Genomic DNA, 15,711 nt, shown 5'->3' on the forward strand with positions numbered 1-15,711 from the left:
CTGGCTTGCCAGCGAAGGGAGCACCTGGGTTTACAGCCCCTGCAGCAAGGCCCGGTAATCCTCTTGCGCGGCAAACTCTGCGGTATCGCGCGGCCCCTTGCGGCTGTCGGGCTGGCGCACCGCCAGCAGGTGCGCCACGCCGAAGGTGCGCGCACTGCGCAAGATTGCCAGGGTATCGTCGATGAACAGGCTGCGCGCCGGGTCGAACCCGGTGTCCTCCTGCAGCGCGCTCCAGAACTGCTGGCTCTCCTTCGGATACCCGTAGTCATGGGAGCTGATCAACCGCTCGAAATACGGCGCCAGCTCCACCCGCTCCAGCTTCAGCGACAGCGAGTCACGGTGCGCGTTGGTGATCATGATCACCCGCTTGCCGGCGTGCTTGATCGCCTGCAGGAAGGTGTCGGCGTCGGGGCGCAAGGCGATCAGGTCGGCCGTCTCCAGCTTGAGCTCGCGCACCGGCAGCTTGAGTTCGGCACTCCAGAAATCCAGGCAGTACCAGTTCAGGGAACCGGCATTGCGCTCGAACAGCGGCTGCAGTTCCAGCTCGGCCATGGCGCGGCTGATACCGTGCAGCTCGGCATAGCGCTGGGGCAGGTGCTCAAGCCAGAAGTGGTTGTCGTAATGCAGGTCCAGCAGGGTACCGTCCATATCCAGCAGCACGGTATCGATGTCGCGCCAGGCGAGTGAGGGCATGTGAAATATTCTCGTTCGATCCAGACACAGTGGGCGGTATAGTACCCCGTTACCGCCAAGGAGCCGCCCCCTCATGCGCCAGAAACCCACCGTCCTCAACCGCGAAATCGTTGCCAGCAGCCGCCTGTTCCGTGTCGAAGCGGTGGCGTTGCGCTTCAGCAACGGCACCGAACGCACCTACGAACGCCTGGTCGGGCGTGGCAACGGCTATGGCGCGGTGATGATCGTGGCCATGCTCGACGCCGAGCACGCGGTGCTGGTCGAGGAATACTGCGGCGGTACCGACGAGTACGAACTGTCGCTGCCCAAGGGCCTGATCGAGCCGGGCGAAGACGTGCTGGCGGCGGCCAACCGTGAACTGAAGGAAGAGGCCGGCTTCGGCGCCCGGCAACTGGAACACCTGACCGAGCTGTCGCTGTCGCCCGGTTACATGAGCCAGAAGATCCAGGTGGTGCTGGCCACCGACCTGTTCGAGGAGCGCCTGGAAGGCGACGAGCCCGAGCCGATGCGCGTCGACAAGGTCAACCTGCGCGAGCTCTCGGCCCTGGCCCAGCACCCGCAGTTTTCCGAAGGGCGGGCGCTGGCGGCGCTGTACCTGGTGCGCGACCTGCTGACCCAGCGCGGGGTGTTCGGCGCATGAACGACCGCGACCTGATGCAACAGGTGGTGGGCCTAGCCCGTGAAGCCGGCGTGGCGACCCTGCCGTTCTGGCGCGCGGACGTCGCGGTGCAGACCAAGGCCGACGCATCACCGGTGACCGCTGCCGACATGGCGGCACACCACGTGATCGCCGCCGGCCTGCAGCGGCTGGCGCCACAGATTCCGGTGCTGTCCGAAGAGGACTGCAATATCCCCCGTGCCGAGCGCGAGCAATGGCAGCGCTGGTGGCTGGTGGACCCGCTGGACGGCACCAAGGAGTTCATCGCCGGCAGCGAGGAGTTCACCGTCAACATCGCTCTGATCGAGCGCGGCCAGGTCCTGTTCGGCGTGGTCGGCATCCCCACCCGCGGGCGCTGTTACTTTGGTGGCCGTGGCCTGGGTGCGTGGCTTGAGGAAGAGGGCGGCGAAGCCCAACCGATCAGCGTACGCCTGGCGCCACCGGCCGGTGGCGCGTTTACCGTGGTGGCCAGCCGTCGCCACAGCAGCCCCGAGCAGGAGCGCCTGCTGGCCGGCCTGAGTGAGGCGGTCGGTGCGCTGGAACTGGCCAATATCGGCAGCTCGCTGAAGTTCTGCCTGCTGGCCGAAGGCGCCGCCGATTGCTACCCGCGCCTGGCACCGACCTCGCAATGGGACACCGCCGCGGCCCAGGGCGTGCTCGAAGGCGCAGGTGGCGAAGTGCTGGGGCTGGACGGCGAAGCCTTCACCTACCCGCCGCGCGAGTCGCTGCTGAACCCGTTCTTCCTCGCCCTGCCGGCCGCCGCCGCCTGGCGCGCCAACCTGCTCAAGCTCGCCTCAGCGGTGTAGCACGTACTGCCCGCTGAACTGCACGGCGGGCGTGTCGCTGCCTGTGTTGAACACCTGGCTGTGCAAGGTCAGGCGGGCGCGACCGCGCCGCTGGTAGGTGGCGACGAAACGCTCCCACACCTTGGCCTCTGGCGCCGCGCACAGCGCCACGGCGGCGCCGGTCACAGGCAGCGGGTAGCTGATCTGGCCTTCCTGGATGACGATGTGCCCGTCGCCGATGCCCGCCTCGCGCAGGCGCAGGTGCAGCCAGCCCCAGCCCGCCAGCACGGCGGCGCAATACAGGCTGCCGCCGAACATGGTGCGCTTGTGGTTGACGTTGGCCGCCAGCGGCAGGTGCAGGCGCAAGGTCTGCTGGTGCCAGTCGAGTACCTGCAAGCCCATCTCGCGGGTCAGCGGGATGTCGGCATGCAGCACGTCCTGCAGGTGGTGGCTCGGGTTCATCAGCGGTTGTCCTCGGTCTCGTCGGCGCCACTGGCGCTGCTGTCGGCAAAGCTCAGGCCGTGCTTGCGCAGCTTGTCGTGCAGGGTCTTGCGCGGCACGCCGAGGGCTTCGGCGAGGCTGCGCATGGAGCTGTGCGGGCGTGCCAGCTCGGCGGCGATCAAGGCGCGTTCGAACTGCTCGACCTGCTCGCTGAGGTTGCCCGTGCTCACCGGTACTTCCAGCGTTGCCGTGGTGGCCTCGGCATCGCCGTCCAGCGCCAGTTCCAGCCCCAGGGCAAAGCGCTCGGCGGCATTCTGCAGTTCGCGCACGTTGCCCGGCCACGGGTGGCGCAGCAGCACCGCGCGCTGCGCCGGCTGCAGCAGGTGGCCCGGCAGGCCATGGCGTTCGCTGGCAGCATCGGCAAAATGCTGGAACAGCATCAGCACGTCTTCACCGCGCTCGCGCAACGGCGGGATGCGCAGCGGCGCGACGTTCAGGCGGTAATACAGGTCGGCGCGAAAGCGCCCCTGGTCGGCGGCCTGGCGCAGGTCTTCCTTGGTGGCGGCGATGATGCGGATATCCAGTGCAATCTGCTGGTTGCCGCCCAGGCGTTCGACCACCCGCTCCTGCAACAGGCGCAGCAGCTTGACCTGCACGTCCAGGCTCATGCTTTCGATTTCATCGAGGAACAGTGTGCCGCCGTTGGCGAACTCGAACTTGCCGATGCGCCGCTTCTGCGCGCCGGTGAAGGCCCCCGGCTCGTGGCCGAACAGCTCGCTTTCCACCACCGACTCGGCCAGCGCACCGGCGTTGATCGCCACGAACGGCCCGTCACGCCGGCTCGACAGGTCGTGCAGGGCGCGCGCCACCACTTCCTTGCCGGCGCCGGTTTCGCCCAGGATCAACACGTCGGCACGGGTGCCGGCCAGGGCGCCGATCTGTTCGCGCAGGCGCAGCATGGGCGCCGACTGGCCGACCAGGCGCGTGCTCAGTTGCTGGCGGTCGCTGAGCGCCAGGCGCAGGCTGCGGTTGTCCAGCACCAGCCGGCGCAGGGCCAGGCCCCGGCGCACGCTGTCGAGCAGGGCGTCGCTGGCGAAGGGTTTTTCCAGGAAATCATAGGCCCCCGCGCGCATCGCCTGCACCGCCAGCGGCACGTCGCCGTGGCCGGTGATCAGCAGTACCGGCAGCTCCGGGTCTTGTGCGTGCAGTTGTTCGAGCAGTTGCAGGCCGTCGATGCCGGGCATGCGGATATCGCTCACCACCACCCCGGGCCAGTCGGCCTCGATGCGCGCGGCCAGGCCCTGGGCATCGCTCAGGGTCAGCACGCGCAGCCCGGCCAGGTCCAGGGTCTGGCTCAGCGCCTGGCGCAGGTGCGGGTCGTCGTCCACCAGGATGACCTGGGTGCGGCTGTCGATGAGCGTCTCGGTCGTCATGCCGAAGGGTCCTCCGAGGTTGAAAGCGTGGCGCCGGGGGTGGCCACGCGCAGTTGCAGGGTCAGCAGCGCGCCGCCTTCCGGGTGGTTGGCCAGCACCAGCTCGCCGCCCAGCGCATTGATCAGCGTATCGCAGATCGCCAGGCCCAGGCCCAGGCCCTGGGTGCGGGTCTTGGTGGTGAAGAACGGCTCGCGTGCGCGCAGCAGCGCCTGGCTGCTGAACCCTGGGCCGTTGTCACGAATGGTCAGGTAGACGCTGCCATCGCGGCGCTGGGCACTGAGCCAGAGTTTGCGCGGGTTGGCTTTCTCGGTCAGCGCGTCGAGGGCATTGGCCAGCAGGTTGCCCAGCACCTGGCGCAGGCGGGTCTCGCCGGCCTGCACCCACAGGGTCGCCTCGGGCAGGTCGCGCACCAGTTCCACGGCCATGGCGCGGCGCCGCTTGGCCAGCAGCGCCAGCGCATCGTCCAGCGCGGGTTGCAAGGCCACGCTCTCCGGTGCGTGTCGGTCGCGGCGGGCAAAGGCGCGCAGGTGCGCGATGATCGAGGCCATGCGCCCGGTCAGTTCGCTGATCAGCTTGAGGTTGCTGCGCGCATCGTCGGTACGCTGGTGATCGAGCAGGATCTCGGCGTTTTCGGCGTAGCTGCGGATGGCTGCCAGCGGCTGGTTGAGTTCGTGGCTGATGCTCGCCGACATGGTGCCCAGCACCGACAGCTTGCCGGCCTGCACCAGTTCGTCCTGGGCGCGCACCAGCTCCTGCTGGGCCTGCTCGCGTTCCAGCACCTCGGTCTTGAGGCGGCTGTTGAGGCCTTCCAGGGCGGCGGTGCGCTCGATCACGCGTTGTTCCAGCTCCTGGCGCGTGCGCGCCTCGAAGTCGAGGCGGTCCATGTAGTTGCGCCGGCGCTGCATCACCAGGCCCAGCAGCAGCATCACCACCAGCAGGGTGGCGCCGCCGATGAACAGCACGGTGCTCACCGAACGGTCGACCAGCGCCCGCGGCGCCAGGATGCTGACCTGCCAGCCGGTCTCGGGGATCGCCTGGGTCTGGATCAGCCACGCATCGGTATTGAGGTTGAGCGGCCGCGGCGTGGTGGTCGGGTACGGCTGGATGGCCACGATCGCATCGCGCTCGGTATCGCTGAGCGGGCGGGTGGCACGGAAGCGCCAGTCGGGGCGCGAGGTCAGGATCACCACGCCGTTGTGGTCGGTCACCAGCAGTTGTTCGGGGGTTTTGCCCCACAGCGTTTCGGTGTGGTCCAGGTCGATCTTGGCCACCAGCACGCCGATCACCTTGTCGCCGTCGCGCACGGCGGCGGCGAAGAAGTAGCCGCGCTTGGCCGAGGTGGTGCCCTGGCCGAAGAAGCGCCCCCAGCTTGCCCTGCATGGCTTCGCTGAAGTACGGCCGGAAGGCGAAGTTGCGCCCGGCAAAATTGTCGTGCTTGTCCCAGTTGGACGCCGCCAGGGTGTTGCCGTTGACGTCCATCAGGTACATCACTTCGGCACCGGTCTGGGCGCAGATATCGTCGAGCAGGCGGTTGGCGTTGGTCAGGGTTTCCAGGCGCAGCGGGTCGACCAGCAGCGCACGCAGCGCCGGCAGGTCGCCAAGGATCTGCGGCAGGGTTTCATAGCGGTGCAGGGTGCCCAGCAGGTTGGCCACGTACAGGTCGAGGGTCTGGCGGTTCTGCCCGGCCAGCTCCTCCTGGTAGTAGTGCTCGGCCAGGCGTTGCAGCGGCCACAGCAACGGTGCCAGGCACAGGGCCAGGATGGCCAGGCTGCGCCAGCGCGGGCGGCGGGGGAGGGTCGGTGTCATGGTCATTGCAACTATAGAAGGCGCCAGAAAGGTCTGGCGTATTATGCGCTACTTCAGGCACTCGATCAGCGCTTCGCGCCAGTCCGGCTGGCTGACCTGCCACAGCCGTTGCAGGCGGCTGCAGTCCAGGCGCGAGTTGAGCGGGCGCCGCGCCGGGGTCGGGTAGTCGCTGGAGGCGATCGGCAGCAGCTGCGCGCAGGGTTTGCCTTGCGCCTTGAGGTGCTCACCGATGGCCTGGGCAAAGCCGAACCATGAGGTATAGCCCTGTGCGCTCAGGTGGTAGGTGCCCCAGGCCCCGGCCTGGCCGGCTTGCCAGCGCTCGATCAGGGCCAGCGTGCTGCTGGCCAGGGTGCCGGCCCAGGTGGGGGCGCCGATCTGGTCGGCAACCACGCGCAGTTCGGGTTTTTCCTGCAGCAGGCGCTGCATGGTCAGCAGGAAGTTGCGCCCGTGCAGCGAATACACCCAGCTGGTGCGCAGGATCAGGTGTGCACCACCCACGGCGCCGATGGCCTGTTCGCCCGCCAGCTTGCTCTGCCCGTACACGCCCAGCGGGCGGGTCGGGTCGTCTTCGGTATAGGCCGTGGCCTTGCTGCCATCGAACACGTAGTCGGTGGAGTAGTGCAGCAACGGCACGCCCAGTCGCGCCGCTTCCTCGGCCAGCACGCCGGGTGCCTGGGCGTTGATCGCAAAGGCTGCCTGTGCGTCGCTTTCGGCCTGGTCGACCGCCGTGTAGGCGGCGGCGTTGATGATCAGGTCCGGCTGCAGGTTGCGCACTGTCTGGCGAATGCGCTCCGGCTCGGCCAGGTCGAGCTGCTCGCGGCCCAGCACATGCAGTTGGCCAAGCCCGCCCAGGCGTTGCTGCAGCGCCTGGGCAAGCTGCCCGTTGCGCCCGCTGATCAGGATGTTCATGGGAACAGCTCGGCATCGCGCAGCCACAGGCCGGTCTGGTCCTTGGCCGACAGTTGCGGCGCCGCGTCCAGCTGCCAGTCGATGGCCAGGTCAGGATCGTCCCAGCGAATGCAGCGCTCGCCGGCCGGGTTGTAGTAGTCGGTGGTCTTGTAGAGAAACTCGGCGCTGTCGCTGAGCACCACGAAGCCATGGGCAAAACCTGCCGGTATCCACACCTGCCGGTGGTTGGCCGCCGACAGGCGCACTGCCACCCACTGGCCGAAGGTGCTGGCGCTGCGGCGGATATCCACCGCCACGTCCAGCACCTCGCCGTGGGTCACGCGTACCAGCTTGCCCTGCGGGTTCTGCACTTGATAGTGCAGGCCGCGCAGCACGCCGCGCAGCGAGCGTGAATGGTTGTCCTGCACGAACGCGGCCTGCACGCCGGTCCTGGCGGCAAACGTCTGGGCATTGAAGCTTTCGAAGAAGAACCCGCGTTCATCGCCGTAAACCTTTGGTTCGATGATCAGCACGTCCGGCAACGCGGTGGCGATCACTTCCATTGCTGGTCTCCGGTCAGGCCGTACAGGTACTGGCCGTAGCCGGTCTTGCCGAAGGCCTTGGCGCGCTCGAGCAACGTCTCCTGGCTGATCCATTCCTGCTGGAAGGCGATCTCTTCCAGGCAGGCGACCTTCAGGCCCTGGCGGTGCTCGATGGTCTGCACGTACTGCGAGGCTTCCAGCAGGCTGTCGTGGGTGCCGGTGTCGAGCCAGGCGAAGCCGCGGCCGAAACGTTCCACGCGCAGGTCGCCGCGGCGCAGGTAGGCGTTGTTGACGTCGGTGATCTCAAGTTCCCCGCGCGGCGAAGGCTTGATGTCCCTGGCGATGCGCACCACGTCGTTGTCATAGAAATACAGGCCGGTGACCGCATAGCTGGATTTGGGCTGGGCCGGCTTTTCCTCGATCGACAGCGCGTTGCCGGCCGCATCGAACTCGATCACGCCAAAGCGCTCCGGGTCCTTGACCCAGTAGCCGAACACCGTGGCACCGCTGGGGTGCGTGGCGGCGCGCAGCAGTTGCTCGGTGAAACGCTGGCCGTGGAACACGTTGTCGCCCAGGATCAGGCACACCGAGTCGTCGCCAATGAATGACTCGCCAATCAGGAAGGCCTGGGCCAGGCCGTCGGGCGAGGGCTGCTCGGCGTACTCGAAACACACCCCGAACTGGCTGCCGTCACCCAGCAACTGGCGGTAGTGCGGCAGGTCCTGGGGGGTGGAAATGATCAGGATCTCGCGGATACCGGCCAGCATCAGCACCGAGATCGGGTAGTAGATCATCGGTTTGTCGTACACCGGCAGCAACTGCTTGGAAATGCCCAGGGTGATGGGGTGCAGGCGCGTGCCGGAGCCGCCTGCCAGAACGATGCCTTTGGTCATGCAATCAGGTCCTTGAAATCGCTGTTGCCCAGCCGTTGCCCTTGGTAGCTGCCGTCTTGTACGTGCTGGCACCACTCGAGGTTGTCGAGGTACCACTGCACGGTCTTGCGCAGGCCGGAATCGAAGGTTTCTGCAGGGGTCCAGCCCAGTTCGCGCTCGATCTTGCCTGCATCGATGGCGTAGCGCAGGTCGTGGCCGGGGCGGTCCTGGACGAAGGTGATCAGGTCGGCATAGTGCGCCACGCCGGCCGGGTGCTGCGGGGCCAGCTCTTCGAGCAGCGCGCAGATGCTGCGCACCACCTCCAGGTTGGTCTGCTCGTTGTGCCCGCCAATGTTGTAGGTCTCGCCCACCACACCCTCGCTGACGACCTTGAGCAGGGCACGCGCGTGGTCTTCGACGAACAGCCAGTCGCGCACCTGCAGGCCGTTGCCGTACACCGGCAGTGGCTTGCCCGCCAGGGCGTTGAGGATCACCAGCGGGATGAGCTTTTCCGGGAAGTGAAACGGCCCGTAGTTGTTCGAGCAGTTGGTCAGCAGCACCGGCAGCCCGTAGGTGCGTTGCCAGGCGCGGACCAGGTGGTCGGACGCCGCCTTGCTCGCCGAGTAGGGCGAGCTGGGCGCATACGGGGTGGTTTCGGTGAACAGCTCGTCTGCGCCATGCAGGTCGCCGTACACCTCGTCGGTGGAGATATGGTGAAAGCGAAACGCCGCGCGCTCGTCGGCGGGCAGTGCGCTCCAGTAAGCACGCGTGGCTTCGAGCAGGCTGTAGGTGCCGACGATGTTGGTCTGGATGAAGGCGGCCGGGCCGTCGATGGAGCGGTCCACATGCGACTCGGCCGCCAGGTGCATGATGGCCTGGGGCTGGAAGCGTGCGAGCACCGCGCTGATGGCGGCCTGGTCGACGATATCGGCCTGCACGAACTCGTAGCGTGTGTTGCTGGCGATGCTGGCCAGCGACTCCAGGTTGCCGGCGTAGGTCAGCTTGTCCAGGTTGAGCACGTGGTGATCGGTGTGGGTGATCAGGTGACGGATCAGCGCCGAACCGATGAAGCCGGCACCGCCGGTGATGAGTATGCGCATGTCGAGTGGCCTTTGGTGCGGCAGATGATGTTCAGGTGGATCTTAGCGTGTGGTCAGGCGCCTGTGTGCGCAAGCCTCTTGCCGAGGCGGCCGACGTCAGGCTATCGGCCGTTGCCTGCGGTAGTTAATAGTGGCTGATGCGGCCGCCGATCTGTGCGCCCAGCGCCAGGTTGTCGGAGAAGTACGCGGTGAAGCCTGCGTGGTGCATGGCCTGCTGCATGCGTTCGATGTCGTACGCCACGCGGTGCAGGGTGAACTGCTGGCCGTCCCAGGTGGCAAACGCGGCGCGCGGGTCGCCATCGCGCGGCTGCCCGACTGCACCGGGGTTGCAGTAGGTCTTGTCACGCCCTTGCCAGAGTGTCTGCACATGGGTGTGGCCCGAGGCGAAGTGGGTGCCGGGCAGCGCCGCGAAGTAGTCCTGCGAGGGGCGCAGGTACTCTTCGATGGGGTCGTTCCAGCCGCCGTGCACCAGTTCGATACCGTGCTGCTGTGCACGCGCAGGCAGGCTCGCCAGCCACGCCGCGTTGGCGGCGCTGATCACGCTCTTCTGGTGGTCCAGGCAGGCGTTGGCGCTGTTGGAGCGCGGGCACGGCGTGTTGCTGGCCAGGTACCAGTCGTGGTTGCCCATGAGGCTGAAGATGCCGCGCTCGCGCAGGGCGTCGCAGCACTCGTTGATCTGGCAATAGTAGCCGGCGGTGTCGCCCAGGCAGATGATCTGCGATGCGCCGAGGCGGTCGAGCTGTTCGAGCACCGCCGAGAGGGCGACGAAGTTGCCGTGGATATCAGAAATGATCCCGATCATAGACCACGTGCTCCTCTATGTAGCGCACCGCGAAGCCCGGGCGAATCTGGGGGGGTGCCGGCGCCTTGCGGGCCAGGAAGAAGTCCAGGCACATGGCCGCCTCGTTGTAGCCGAACGCCCGGCGCATGGAGCTGGTGGAGGAAATCCTGGGGTTGATCTCCAGCAGTTTCCAGCTGCCGTCCTGGTCGCGACGAAATTGCAGGTTGGTCGGGCCGACCGGCTTGAAGTGCGCGCACAGGCGCGCCACGCACTGGTCCAGCGAAGCGTCCTGGCGCACCCAGGCCTTGGCGGTGGAGCCATCGGCGGCGAGCGTGCGTTGCAGGGTGATGGCGCCGAAGCTGCCGCCCTCGCCATCGCCGAACACCGCGACGGTGTACTCCTGGTTGGCACTGCCGATGATCGGTTGGGCCATCAGCACGTCACCCAGCTGATGCACGTGGGGTTCGAAGTCGTCCAGGCTGTGGACCCACACCAGGCCCTTGGAGGCATAGCTGCGGCGTGGCTTGAGCAGGAACGGCAAGCCCAGGGTGGCGCTGAGCTCGCTGAAGCTGCCGGACAGGTAGCTGGGAATGCGGCTGGGTTCGTCGATCGCGGCCAGGGCCTGGTCCATCGCCCACTTGTCGCGGGACAGGTCGATCAGCTCGCGGCTGTTGAGCACCAGCTGGCAGCCCAGCGCCGCGACCTGTTCGCGGTGGTCGGAAAACCAGTGAAGGTCCTGTTCGATGCCGGGTATCAGCAGGTCGACCTCATGGGTGCGCAGTACCCGCTCCAGCCACGCCGGGTAATCGGCGCTGGAGGTCAGCGGGGCCTGTTCGAACACGTCGCACCAGGCCCGGCCGGCGGCGTCGTCATAGATATCGGTGCCCAGCAGCACCAGCGTCGGGTCGCTGGCGCGCAGCGACTTGAGCAGACCGTAGCCCATGATGGCGCCTACGCCGGTGACCATTACGGTGCTCATGCCGTGCCCTCGCGGTAGTGCCGGATCAGGTTGAAACCGCGGCGGATGTCCACGCGCGGTGTGAAGTCGATGGCCTCGTAGAACGCCACGTCCACCGGCTGGTGCGGCAGGTCGGGTACATCCGGCTTGTCACGCAGGAAACGCACCTCGGCCTGCTGCCCGAACGCAGACACCGCGGCGTGCGCGATCTCGCTCAGCCTGGGGCTGCTGGGGTGCACGCAATTGAACAGCCCGGTGACGGTGGCCTGGGCCACACGGGTGCAGATCTGCACCAGGTCATCCAGGTGCAGGTAGTTGCGCCGGGCGTCGTTGTTGCCGAACAGCGTGATGTCGCGTCCGGCCTGGGCGTTGTCGGCCATCACGTACAGCAGGGGCTGGTGCGTGCGGCAGGCGCCGGCTGCGTCGTACACCTGGCTGGGGCGCAGGAGGGTCAGCGCCAGCCCGTGCTGCTTGCAGAACAGGCTGGCGACCTCTTCGGCGTGGCGCTTGGACAGCGAGTAGATGCTGTAGTGATGATCGGCCGGGGTATGGCTGGCAAACACCGACGACAGCACGATCAGATGCTGCGCGCCGCATTGCTGGGCCATACGGCAGGCCGCCAGCGTGCCCAGCACATTGACCTGCTCGGCGCGGATCAGGTCTTCGACGCTGTTGCCGCCAAAGTCGGCGGCGGCCAGCACCACCACGTCGAACCCTTCGGTGATGGGCGCCGCGTTGTCGGGTTGGCTCAGGTCGAGGAAAAAGTCGGCGTCACGCCGGCCGGCGGTTTTAACCGGGCCCAGGCACGACAGGCCGCTGGCCAAAGCCTTGCCGATCACCGAGGTGCTGCCGATTACCAGGCTTTTCATGGCGTTACCTGCTGGCGATACGGGGTGCGAAAGTTGAACAGGTTCATCGTGCGACGAACCTCATGTACTGCGCAGCCTGTGGCCCGCAGTTGAACAGCAGGTCGAGGATGCTCACCGCATGGCTGAACTCGCCCCATTGCTGGGGGTAGGTCGGGTAACCGTCATAATCGAACCAGCCCAGGCTGATGCCGCTGTCGCTGAACAGGCGCTCGTCCAGGTAGTCCCTGGCTGCCGGGCCGGACACATAATGCGTGGCGCCGGCCTGCTGGCACAGGTCGACCAGACGTTCGGTCTTGCCTTCACCCAGCGCGTAGTCCCAGGAGCGGCTGATGCGCGTGGTGATACCCAGGTAGTCGCACACCGCCTGGATCAGCAGCAGGTTGAGCTGGCTGAGGTTGCCGTGCTGCTGGTCCAGGTACAGCGGGCGCAGCCACTGGGCGACTTCGTGAAAGTAAGGCGCCTTGGCGTAGTTGGCCGTCAGGCTCTTCCAGTGCTTGGCCTGCCAGTTGCCCGGTGCCAGTTCGACGTCGCGGATGCGTCGGCTGATGTCCTGTCCGGCCGGAATGGTCAGCCACTCCAGCCCGTTGGGGGTCTTGATGCGGTTGCGGTTGCGCCAGTCGTTCTTGGTGTACTGCATGTCGTCGTAGACGATGAACTCGTCGACGGCCGCAATCAGGTCGAAGTAACCCTTCCAGGGGATGTAGTTGGATTGGAGGATGGCAACCTGCTTCAAGCGTCATTCCCTGTGGCGGAGAGCGAAATGGACGGCGGGTCAGAATACGTTCAATCCCTTCCTTTCGTCACGTCCCCTTGCTTATCGGCAGCAGCGGTGGCGATATAAGCGACAAAAAAACCGAGGCCGCCTTCATGTCGCTGCACACCCTGATTCACCGCGCCAGCCTGCCGGGCCCCGCCCTCAGTGAAACCCAGGCGCAGCGGCTGCTGGCCGAGCACTACGGGCTGGACGCCAGGGTGCAGGCACTGGGCAGCCAGCAGGACCAGAATTTTCGTGTCGACACCTGCCAGGGCCGCTTCGTGCTCAAGGTCTGCCATGGCGACTATGCGGTGCAGGAGCTGGAGGCGCAGCACGCGGCGCTGGGTTTTCTGCGCGAACAGGGCGTGCCGGTACCCGGCGTGCGCCCGGCACAGGATGGCCAGCACCTGTTGGCCCTGACCCTCGATGGCCAGGCCGTGCGTGTGCGGCTGTTGAGCTATATCGAAGGTCAGACGCTGACGCGTCTGGCGTATATGGCGCCGCGCCTGATGGGCGAGCTGGGCGCCTTGTGTGCGCGTGTCGACCTGGCCCTGGCCGACTTTGCGCACCCAGGGCTTGAGCGCACCCTGCAGTGGGACCCGCGCCACGCCCAGGCGATGATCGCGCACCTGTTGCCGGTGCTCGCCGAGGGCCCGCGCAAGGCGCGGGTACAGGCGACGGCGGCGCAGGCCCAGGCGCATCTCGCGCCCTTGCAGGCGCAGTTGCCGATGCAGGCGGTGCACCTGGACATCACCGACGACAATGCCGTGTGGCAGCGCGATGCGCAGCGCCAGTGGCAGTTGCAGGGGGTGATCGATTTTGGCGACCTGGTGCACACCTGGCGCATCGCCGACCTGTCGGTGACCTGTGCGGCGCTGCTGCATCATGTCGACGGCGACCCGTTCAGGATCCTCCCGGCGATCGCGGCCTACCATGCGCTCAATCCGCTTGATGAAACCGAGCTGCGGGCACTGTGGCCGATGGTCGTGGCCCGCGCCGCCGTACTGGTGCTCAGTGGCGAGCAGCAGGTGAGTGTCGACCCCGGCAATACCTACAGCCGCGACAACCTGGCCCACGAATGGCAGATCTTCGAGGTGGCCGACAGCGTGCCGTTCGAACTGATGGAGGCGGCCATCGTGCAGTTGGCCGCGATCATGCCTGTGCCGTTGGCGTCGACCGGCGTGCTGCTACCCGCGCTGCAGGGCCAGGCCGTGACCGCGGTGGACCTGGGCGTATTGAGCGAGCACTTCAGTGCCGGCAACTGGGGGCAGCCGGGCGTGGACCTGCGCCTGCTGCATGCGCAACCGGCGCCGGCCTGCACGCTGTACGGGCAGTACCGGTTGTCGCAAACCCATATCGACAACCCGCATGAGCCGCACACCTGTGCGCTGCATGTGTCGCTGCACCTGGCGCCCGACACCGCGCTGATCGCGCCGTTTGCCGGTACCTGGCGGCCTGCCGGCGAGGGCTGGGCGTGCCTTGAAGGGGCCTCGCTGAGCCTGTGGCTGCACGGCGTGCGCGAGGGGCCTGCTGGCGGTGCCGAGATTGCCCCGGGGCAGTCGCTTGGTCGCAGCGACACGCTGTTGAGCCTGCAACTGTGCCGTATCGCCGGTCTGCAGCCGCCGCTGTTCGCCGCGCCCTCCCGTGCGCCGGCCTGGCAGGCGCTGTGCCCCTCGCCCCGGGCGTTACTGGGAGTGGACTGCGATGCCGCGCCGCTGCCCGACCCGCACGCCTTGCTGGCGCGTCGTGATGCCAGCTTCGCCCGTTCGCAGAAACACTATTACCAGCAGCCGCCGCACATCGAGCGCGGCTGGCGCAACTACCTGATCGACATGCAGGGGCGTTCCTACCTCGACATGCTCAACAACGTTGCCGTGCTGGGCCATGGCCACCCGCGCATGGTGGCCGAATCGGCGCGCCAGTGGTCGCTGCTCAACACCAACTCGCGTTTTCACTATGCGGCCATCGCCGAGTTTTCCGAGCGTTTGCTGGCGCTGGCGCCTGCGGGCATGGACCGTGTGTTCCTGGTCAACAGCGGCACCGAGGCCAACGACCTGGCGATCCGCCTGGCGTGGGCGGCCAGTGGCGGGCGCGACATGCTCAGTGTGCTGGAGGCCTACCATGGCTGGTCGGTGGCCACCGATGCGATCTCCACTTCCATCGCCGACAACCCGCAGGCCTTGAGCACCCGGCCCGCGTGGGTGCACCCGGTGACCGCGCCGAACACCTACCGGGGCAAGTACCGGGGTGATCAGAGCACTGCCGATTATGTGCGCGACGTCGACGAACGCCTGGCTGAACTGGGCGAGCGCCCGTTGGCCGGGTTCATCTGCGAGCCGGTGTATGGCAACGCCGGTGGCATCCCGTTGCCGCCGGGCTATCTGCAGCAGGTGTACGCCCGTGTGCGTGCGCGTGGCGGGGTGTGCATCGCTGATGAAGTGCAGGTGGGTTACGGGCGTCTGGGCGAGTACTTCTGGGGTTTCGAGCAGCAGGGTGTGGTGCCGGACATCATCACCATGGCCAAGGGCATGGGCAATGGCCAGCCGTTGGGGGCGGTGATCACCCGGCGCGAGATTGCCGAGGCGCTGGAGGCCGAGGGGTATTTCTTCTCGTCGGCGGGGGGTAGCCCGGTGAGCTGTCGTATCGGCATGGCGGTGCTTGATGTGATGGACGAGGAGGGGTTGTGGGACAACGCCCGCGAGGTGGGTGGGTATTTCCGGGCGCGGTTGCAGGCGTTGGTCGATCAATATCCGCTGGCGGGCGCGGTGCATGGGTCGGGGTTCTACCTGGGGTTGGAACTGGTGCGTGATGCGCAGAGCCTGGAGCCGGCGACCGAGGAGACGGCGGTGTTGTGTGATCGGTTGCGCGAGCTGGGGATCTTCATGCAGCCGACGGGGGATTACTTGAACATCCTCAAGATCAAGCCGCCGATGTGCACTACGCGGGCGAGTGTGGACTTCTTTGTGGGCAGTGTGGCGCGGGTGTTGGGGGAGGGGTTTTGAGTCGCCTTTGCCACAGAGATCCGAAGCCGATCAAACAAGGCTGACAACGCCGATCCTGCAGGCCATGGTGCGTTGCAACAAATGTGGGAGCTGGCTTGCCAGCGAAGCGCCGCGCGGGCGGCGCTCGAT

At 66.9% G+C, this 15,711-nt stretch carries 14 protein-coding genes and 1 pseudogene; 3 read left to right on the top strand and 12 right to left on the bottom strand.

The window, feature by feature from the left end; translation table 11 throughout:
• Positions 1-30: 30 nt before the first annotated feature.
• Positions 31-693: a GMP/IMP nucleotidase gene (yrfG, locus tag KUO17_RS17160; protein ID WP_217976725.1), complete on the bottom strand. Its 663-nt coding sequence runs from the start codon at positions 691-693 to the stop codon at positions 31-33.
• A gap of 73 nt (positions 694-766) precedes the next feature.
• Here yrfG and nudE point away from each other — a divergent pair, with 73 nt between their 5' ends.
• Both nudE and cysQ read left to right on the top strand, forming a co-directional pair.
• The gene (nudE, locus tag KUO17_RS17165; RefSeq protein ID WP_217976726.1) at positions 767-1,333 is read left to right on the top strand and encodes an ADP compounds hydrolase NudE; all 567 of its coding nucleotides are present in this window, start codon (positions 767-769) and stop codon (positions 1,331-1,333) included.
• A complete protein-coding gene (gene cysQ, locus KUO17_RS17170) occupies positions 1,330-2,157 on the top strand; it encodes a 3'(2'),5'-bisphosphate nucleotidase CysQ (RefSeq protein WP_217976727.1) in 828 nt (275 codons plus the stop codon). The genes nudE and cysQ overlap by 4 nt, the downstream gene beginning before the upstream one ends.
• Here the strand turns inward: cysQ and KUO17_RS17175 are convergent.
• The 11 genes and pseudogenes from KUO17_RS17175 to KUO17_RS17225 all read right to left on the bottom strand — a co-directional run bounded on the left by KUO17_RS17175 (position 2,146) and on the right by KUO17_RS17225 (position 12,559).
• Positions 2,146-2,598, bottom strand: coding sequence for a YiiD C-terminal domain-containing protein (locus KUO17_RS17175; protein ID WP_217976728.1), 453 nt, complete (start codon positions 2,596-2,598; stop codon positions 2,146-2,148). The genes cysQ and KUO17_RS17175 overlap by 12 nt on opposite strands.
• Positions 2,598-4,010, bottom strand: coding sequence for a sigma-54-dependent transcriptional regulator (locus KUO17_RS17180; protein WP_217976729.1), 1,413 nt, complete (start codon positions 4,008-4,010; stop codon positions 2,598-2,600). The genes KUO17_RS17175 and KUO17_RS17180 overlap by 1 nt, the downstream gene beginning before the upstream one ends.
• Positions 4,007-5,822 (bottom strand): annotated as a pseudogene (locus KUO17_RS17185) (sensor histidine kinase). The gene KUO17_RS17180 and the pseudogene KUO17_RS17185 overlap by 4 nt, the downstream one beginning before the upstream one ends.
• A gap of 42 nt (positions 5,823-5,864) precedes the next feature.
• The gene (gene rfbD / locus KUO17_RS17190; protein WP_217976730.1) at positions 5,865-6,725 is read right to left on the bottom strand and encodes a dTDP-4-dehydrorhamnose reductase; all 861 of its coding nucleotides are present in this window, start codon (positions 6,723-6,725) and stop codon (positions 5,865-5,867) included.
• On the bottom strand, positions 6,722-7,267 hold the full coding sequence (gene rfbC / locus KUO17_RS17195) for a dTDP-4-dehydrorhamnose 3,5-epimerase (protein WP_217976731.1): 546 nt from the start codon (positions 7,265-7,267) through the stop codon (positions 6,722-6,724). Before rfbC ends, rfbD begins: the two co-directional genes overlap by 4 nt.
• Positions 7,258-8,139: a glucose-1-phosphate thymidylyltransferase RfbA gene (gene rfbA, locus KUO17_RS17200; protein ID WP_217976732.1), complete on the bottom strand. Its 882-nt coding sequence runs from the start codon at positions 8,137-8,139 to the stop codon at positions 7,258-7,260. The genes rfbC and rfbA overlap by 10 nt, the downstream gene beginning before the upstream one ends.
• A complete protein-coding gene (gene rfbB / locus KUO17_RS17205; RefSeq protein ID WP_217976733.1) occupies positions 8,136-9,218 on the bottom strand; it encodes a dTDP-glucose 4,6-dehydratase in 1,083 nt (360 codons plus the stop codon). Before rfbB ends, rfbA begins: the two co-directional genes overlap by 4 nt.
• Before the next feature lie 124 nt (positions 9,219-9,342).
• Entirely contained in the window at positions 9,343-10,020 is a 678-nt protein-coding gene (locus KUO17_RS17210) for a metallophosphoesterase family protein (RefSeq protein WP_217976734.1), read from the bottom strand.
• Positions 10,001-10,978 (bottom strand): ATP-grasp domain-containing protein, encoded by a 978-nt coding sequence (locus KUO17_RS17215; RefSeq protein WP_217976735.1) that lies wholly within the window; start codon positions 10,976-10,978, stop codon positions 10,001-10,003. The genes KUO17_RS17210 and KUO17_RS17215 overlap by 20 nt, the downstream gene beginning before the upstream one ends.
• A complete protein-coding gene (locus KUO17_RS17220) occupies positions 10,975-11,826 on the bottom strand; it encodes an NAD-dependent epimerase/dehydratase family protein (RefSeq protein WP_217976736.1) in 852 nt (283 codons plus the stop codon). The genes KUO17_RS17215 and KUO17_RS17220 overlap by 4 nt, the downstream gene beginning before the upstream one ends.
• Positions 11,827-11,869: 43 nt before the next feature.
• Positions 11,870-12,559 carry a WbqC family protein gene (locus tag KUO17_RS17225; RefSeq protein ID WP_217976737.1) on the bottom strand — a complete coding sequence of 230 codons (690 nt, stop codon included), beginning with the start codon at positions 12,557-12,559 and terminating at the stop codon, positions 11,870-11,872.
• Positions 12,560-12,693: 134 nt separating this feature from the next.
• Between KUO17_RS17225 and KUO17_RS17230 the strand changes: the two genes are divergently transcribed.
• Complete coding sequence (locus KUO17_RS17230; RefSeq protein WP_217976738.1) at positions 12,694-15,582, top strand: aminotransferase; 2,889 nt, start codon at positions 12,694-12,696, stop codon at positions 15,580-15,582.
• Positions 15,583-15,711: the final 129 nt, after the last annotated feature.

It is taken from the genome of Pseudomonas aegrilactucae, assembly GCF_019168305.1.
GTDB lineage: Bacteria > Pseudomonadota > Gammaproteobacteria > Pseudomonadales > Pseudomonadaceae > Aquipseudomonas > Aquipseudomonas aegrilactucae.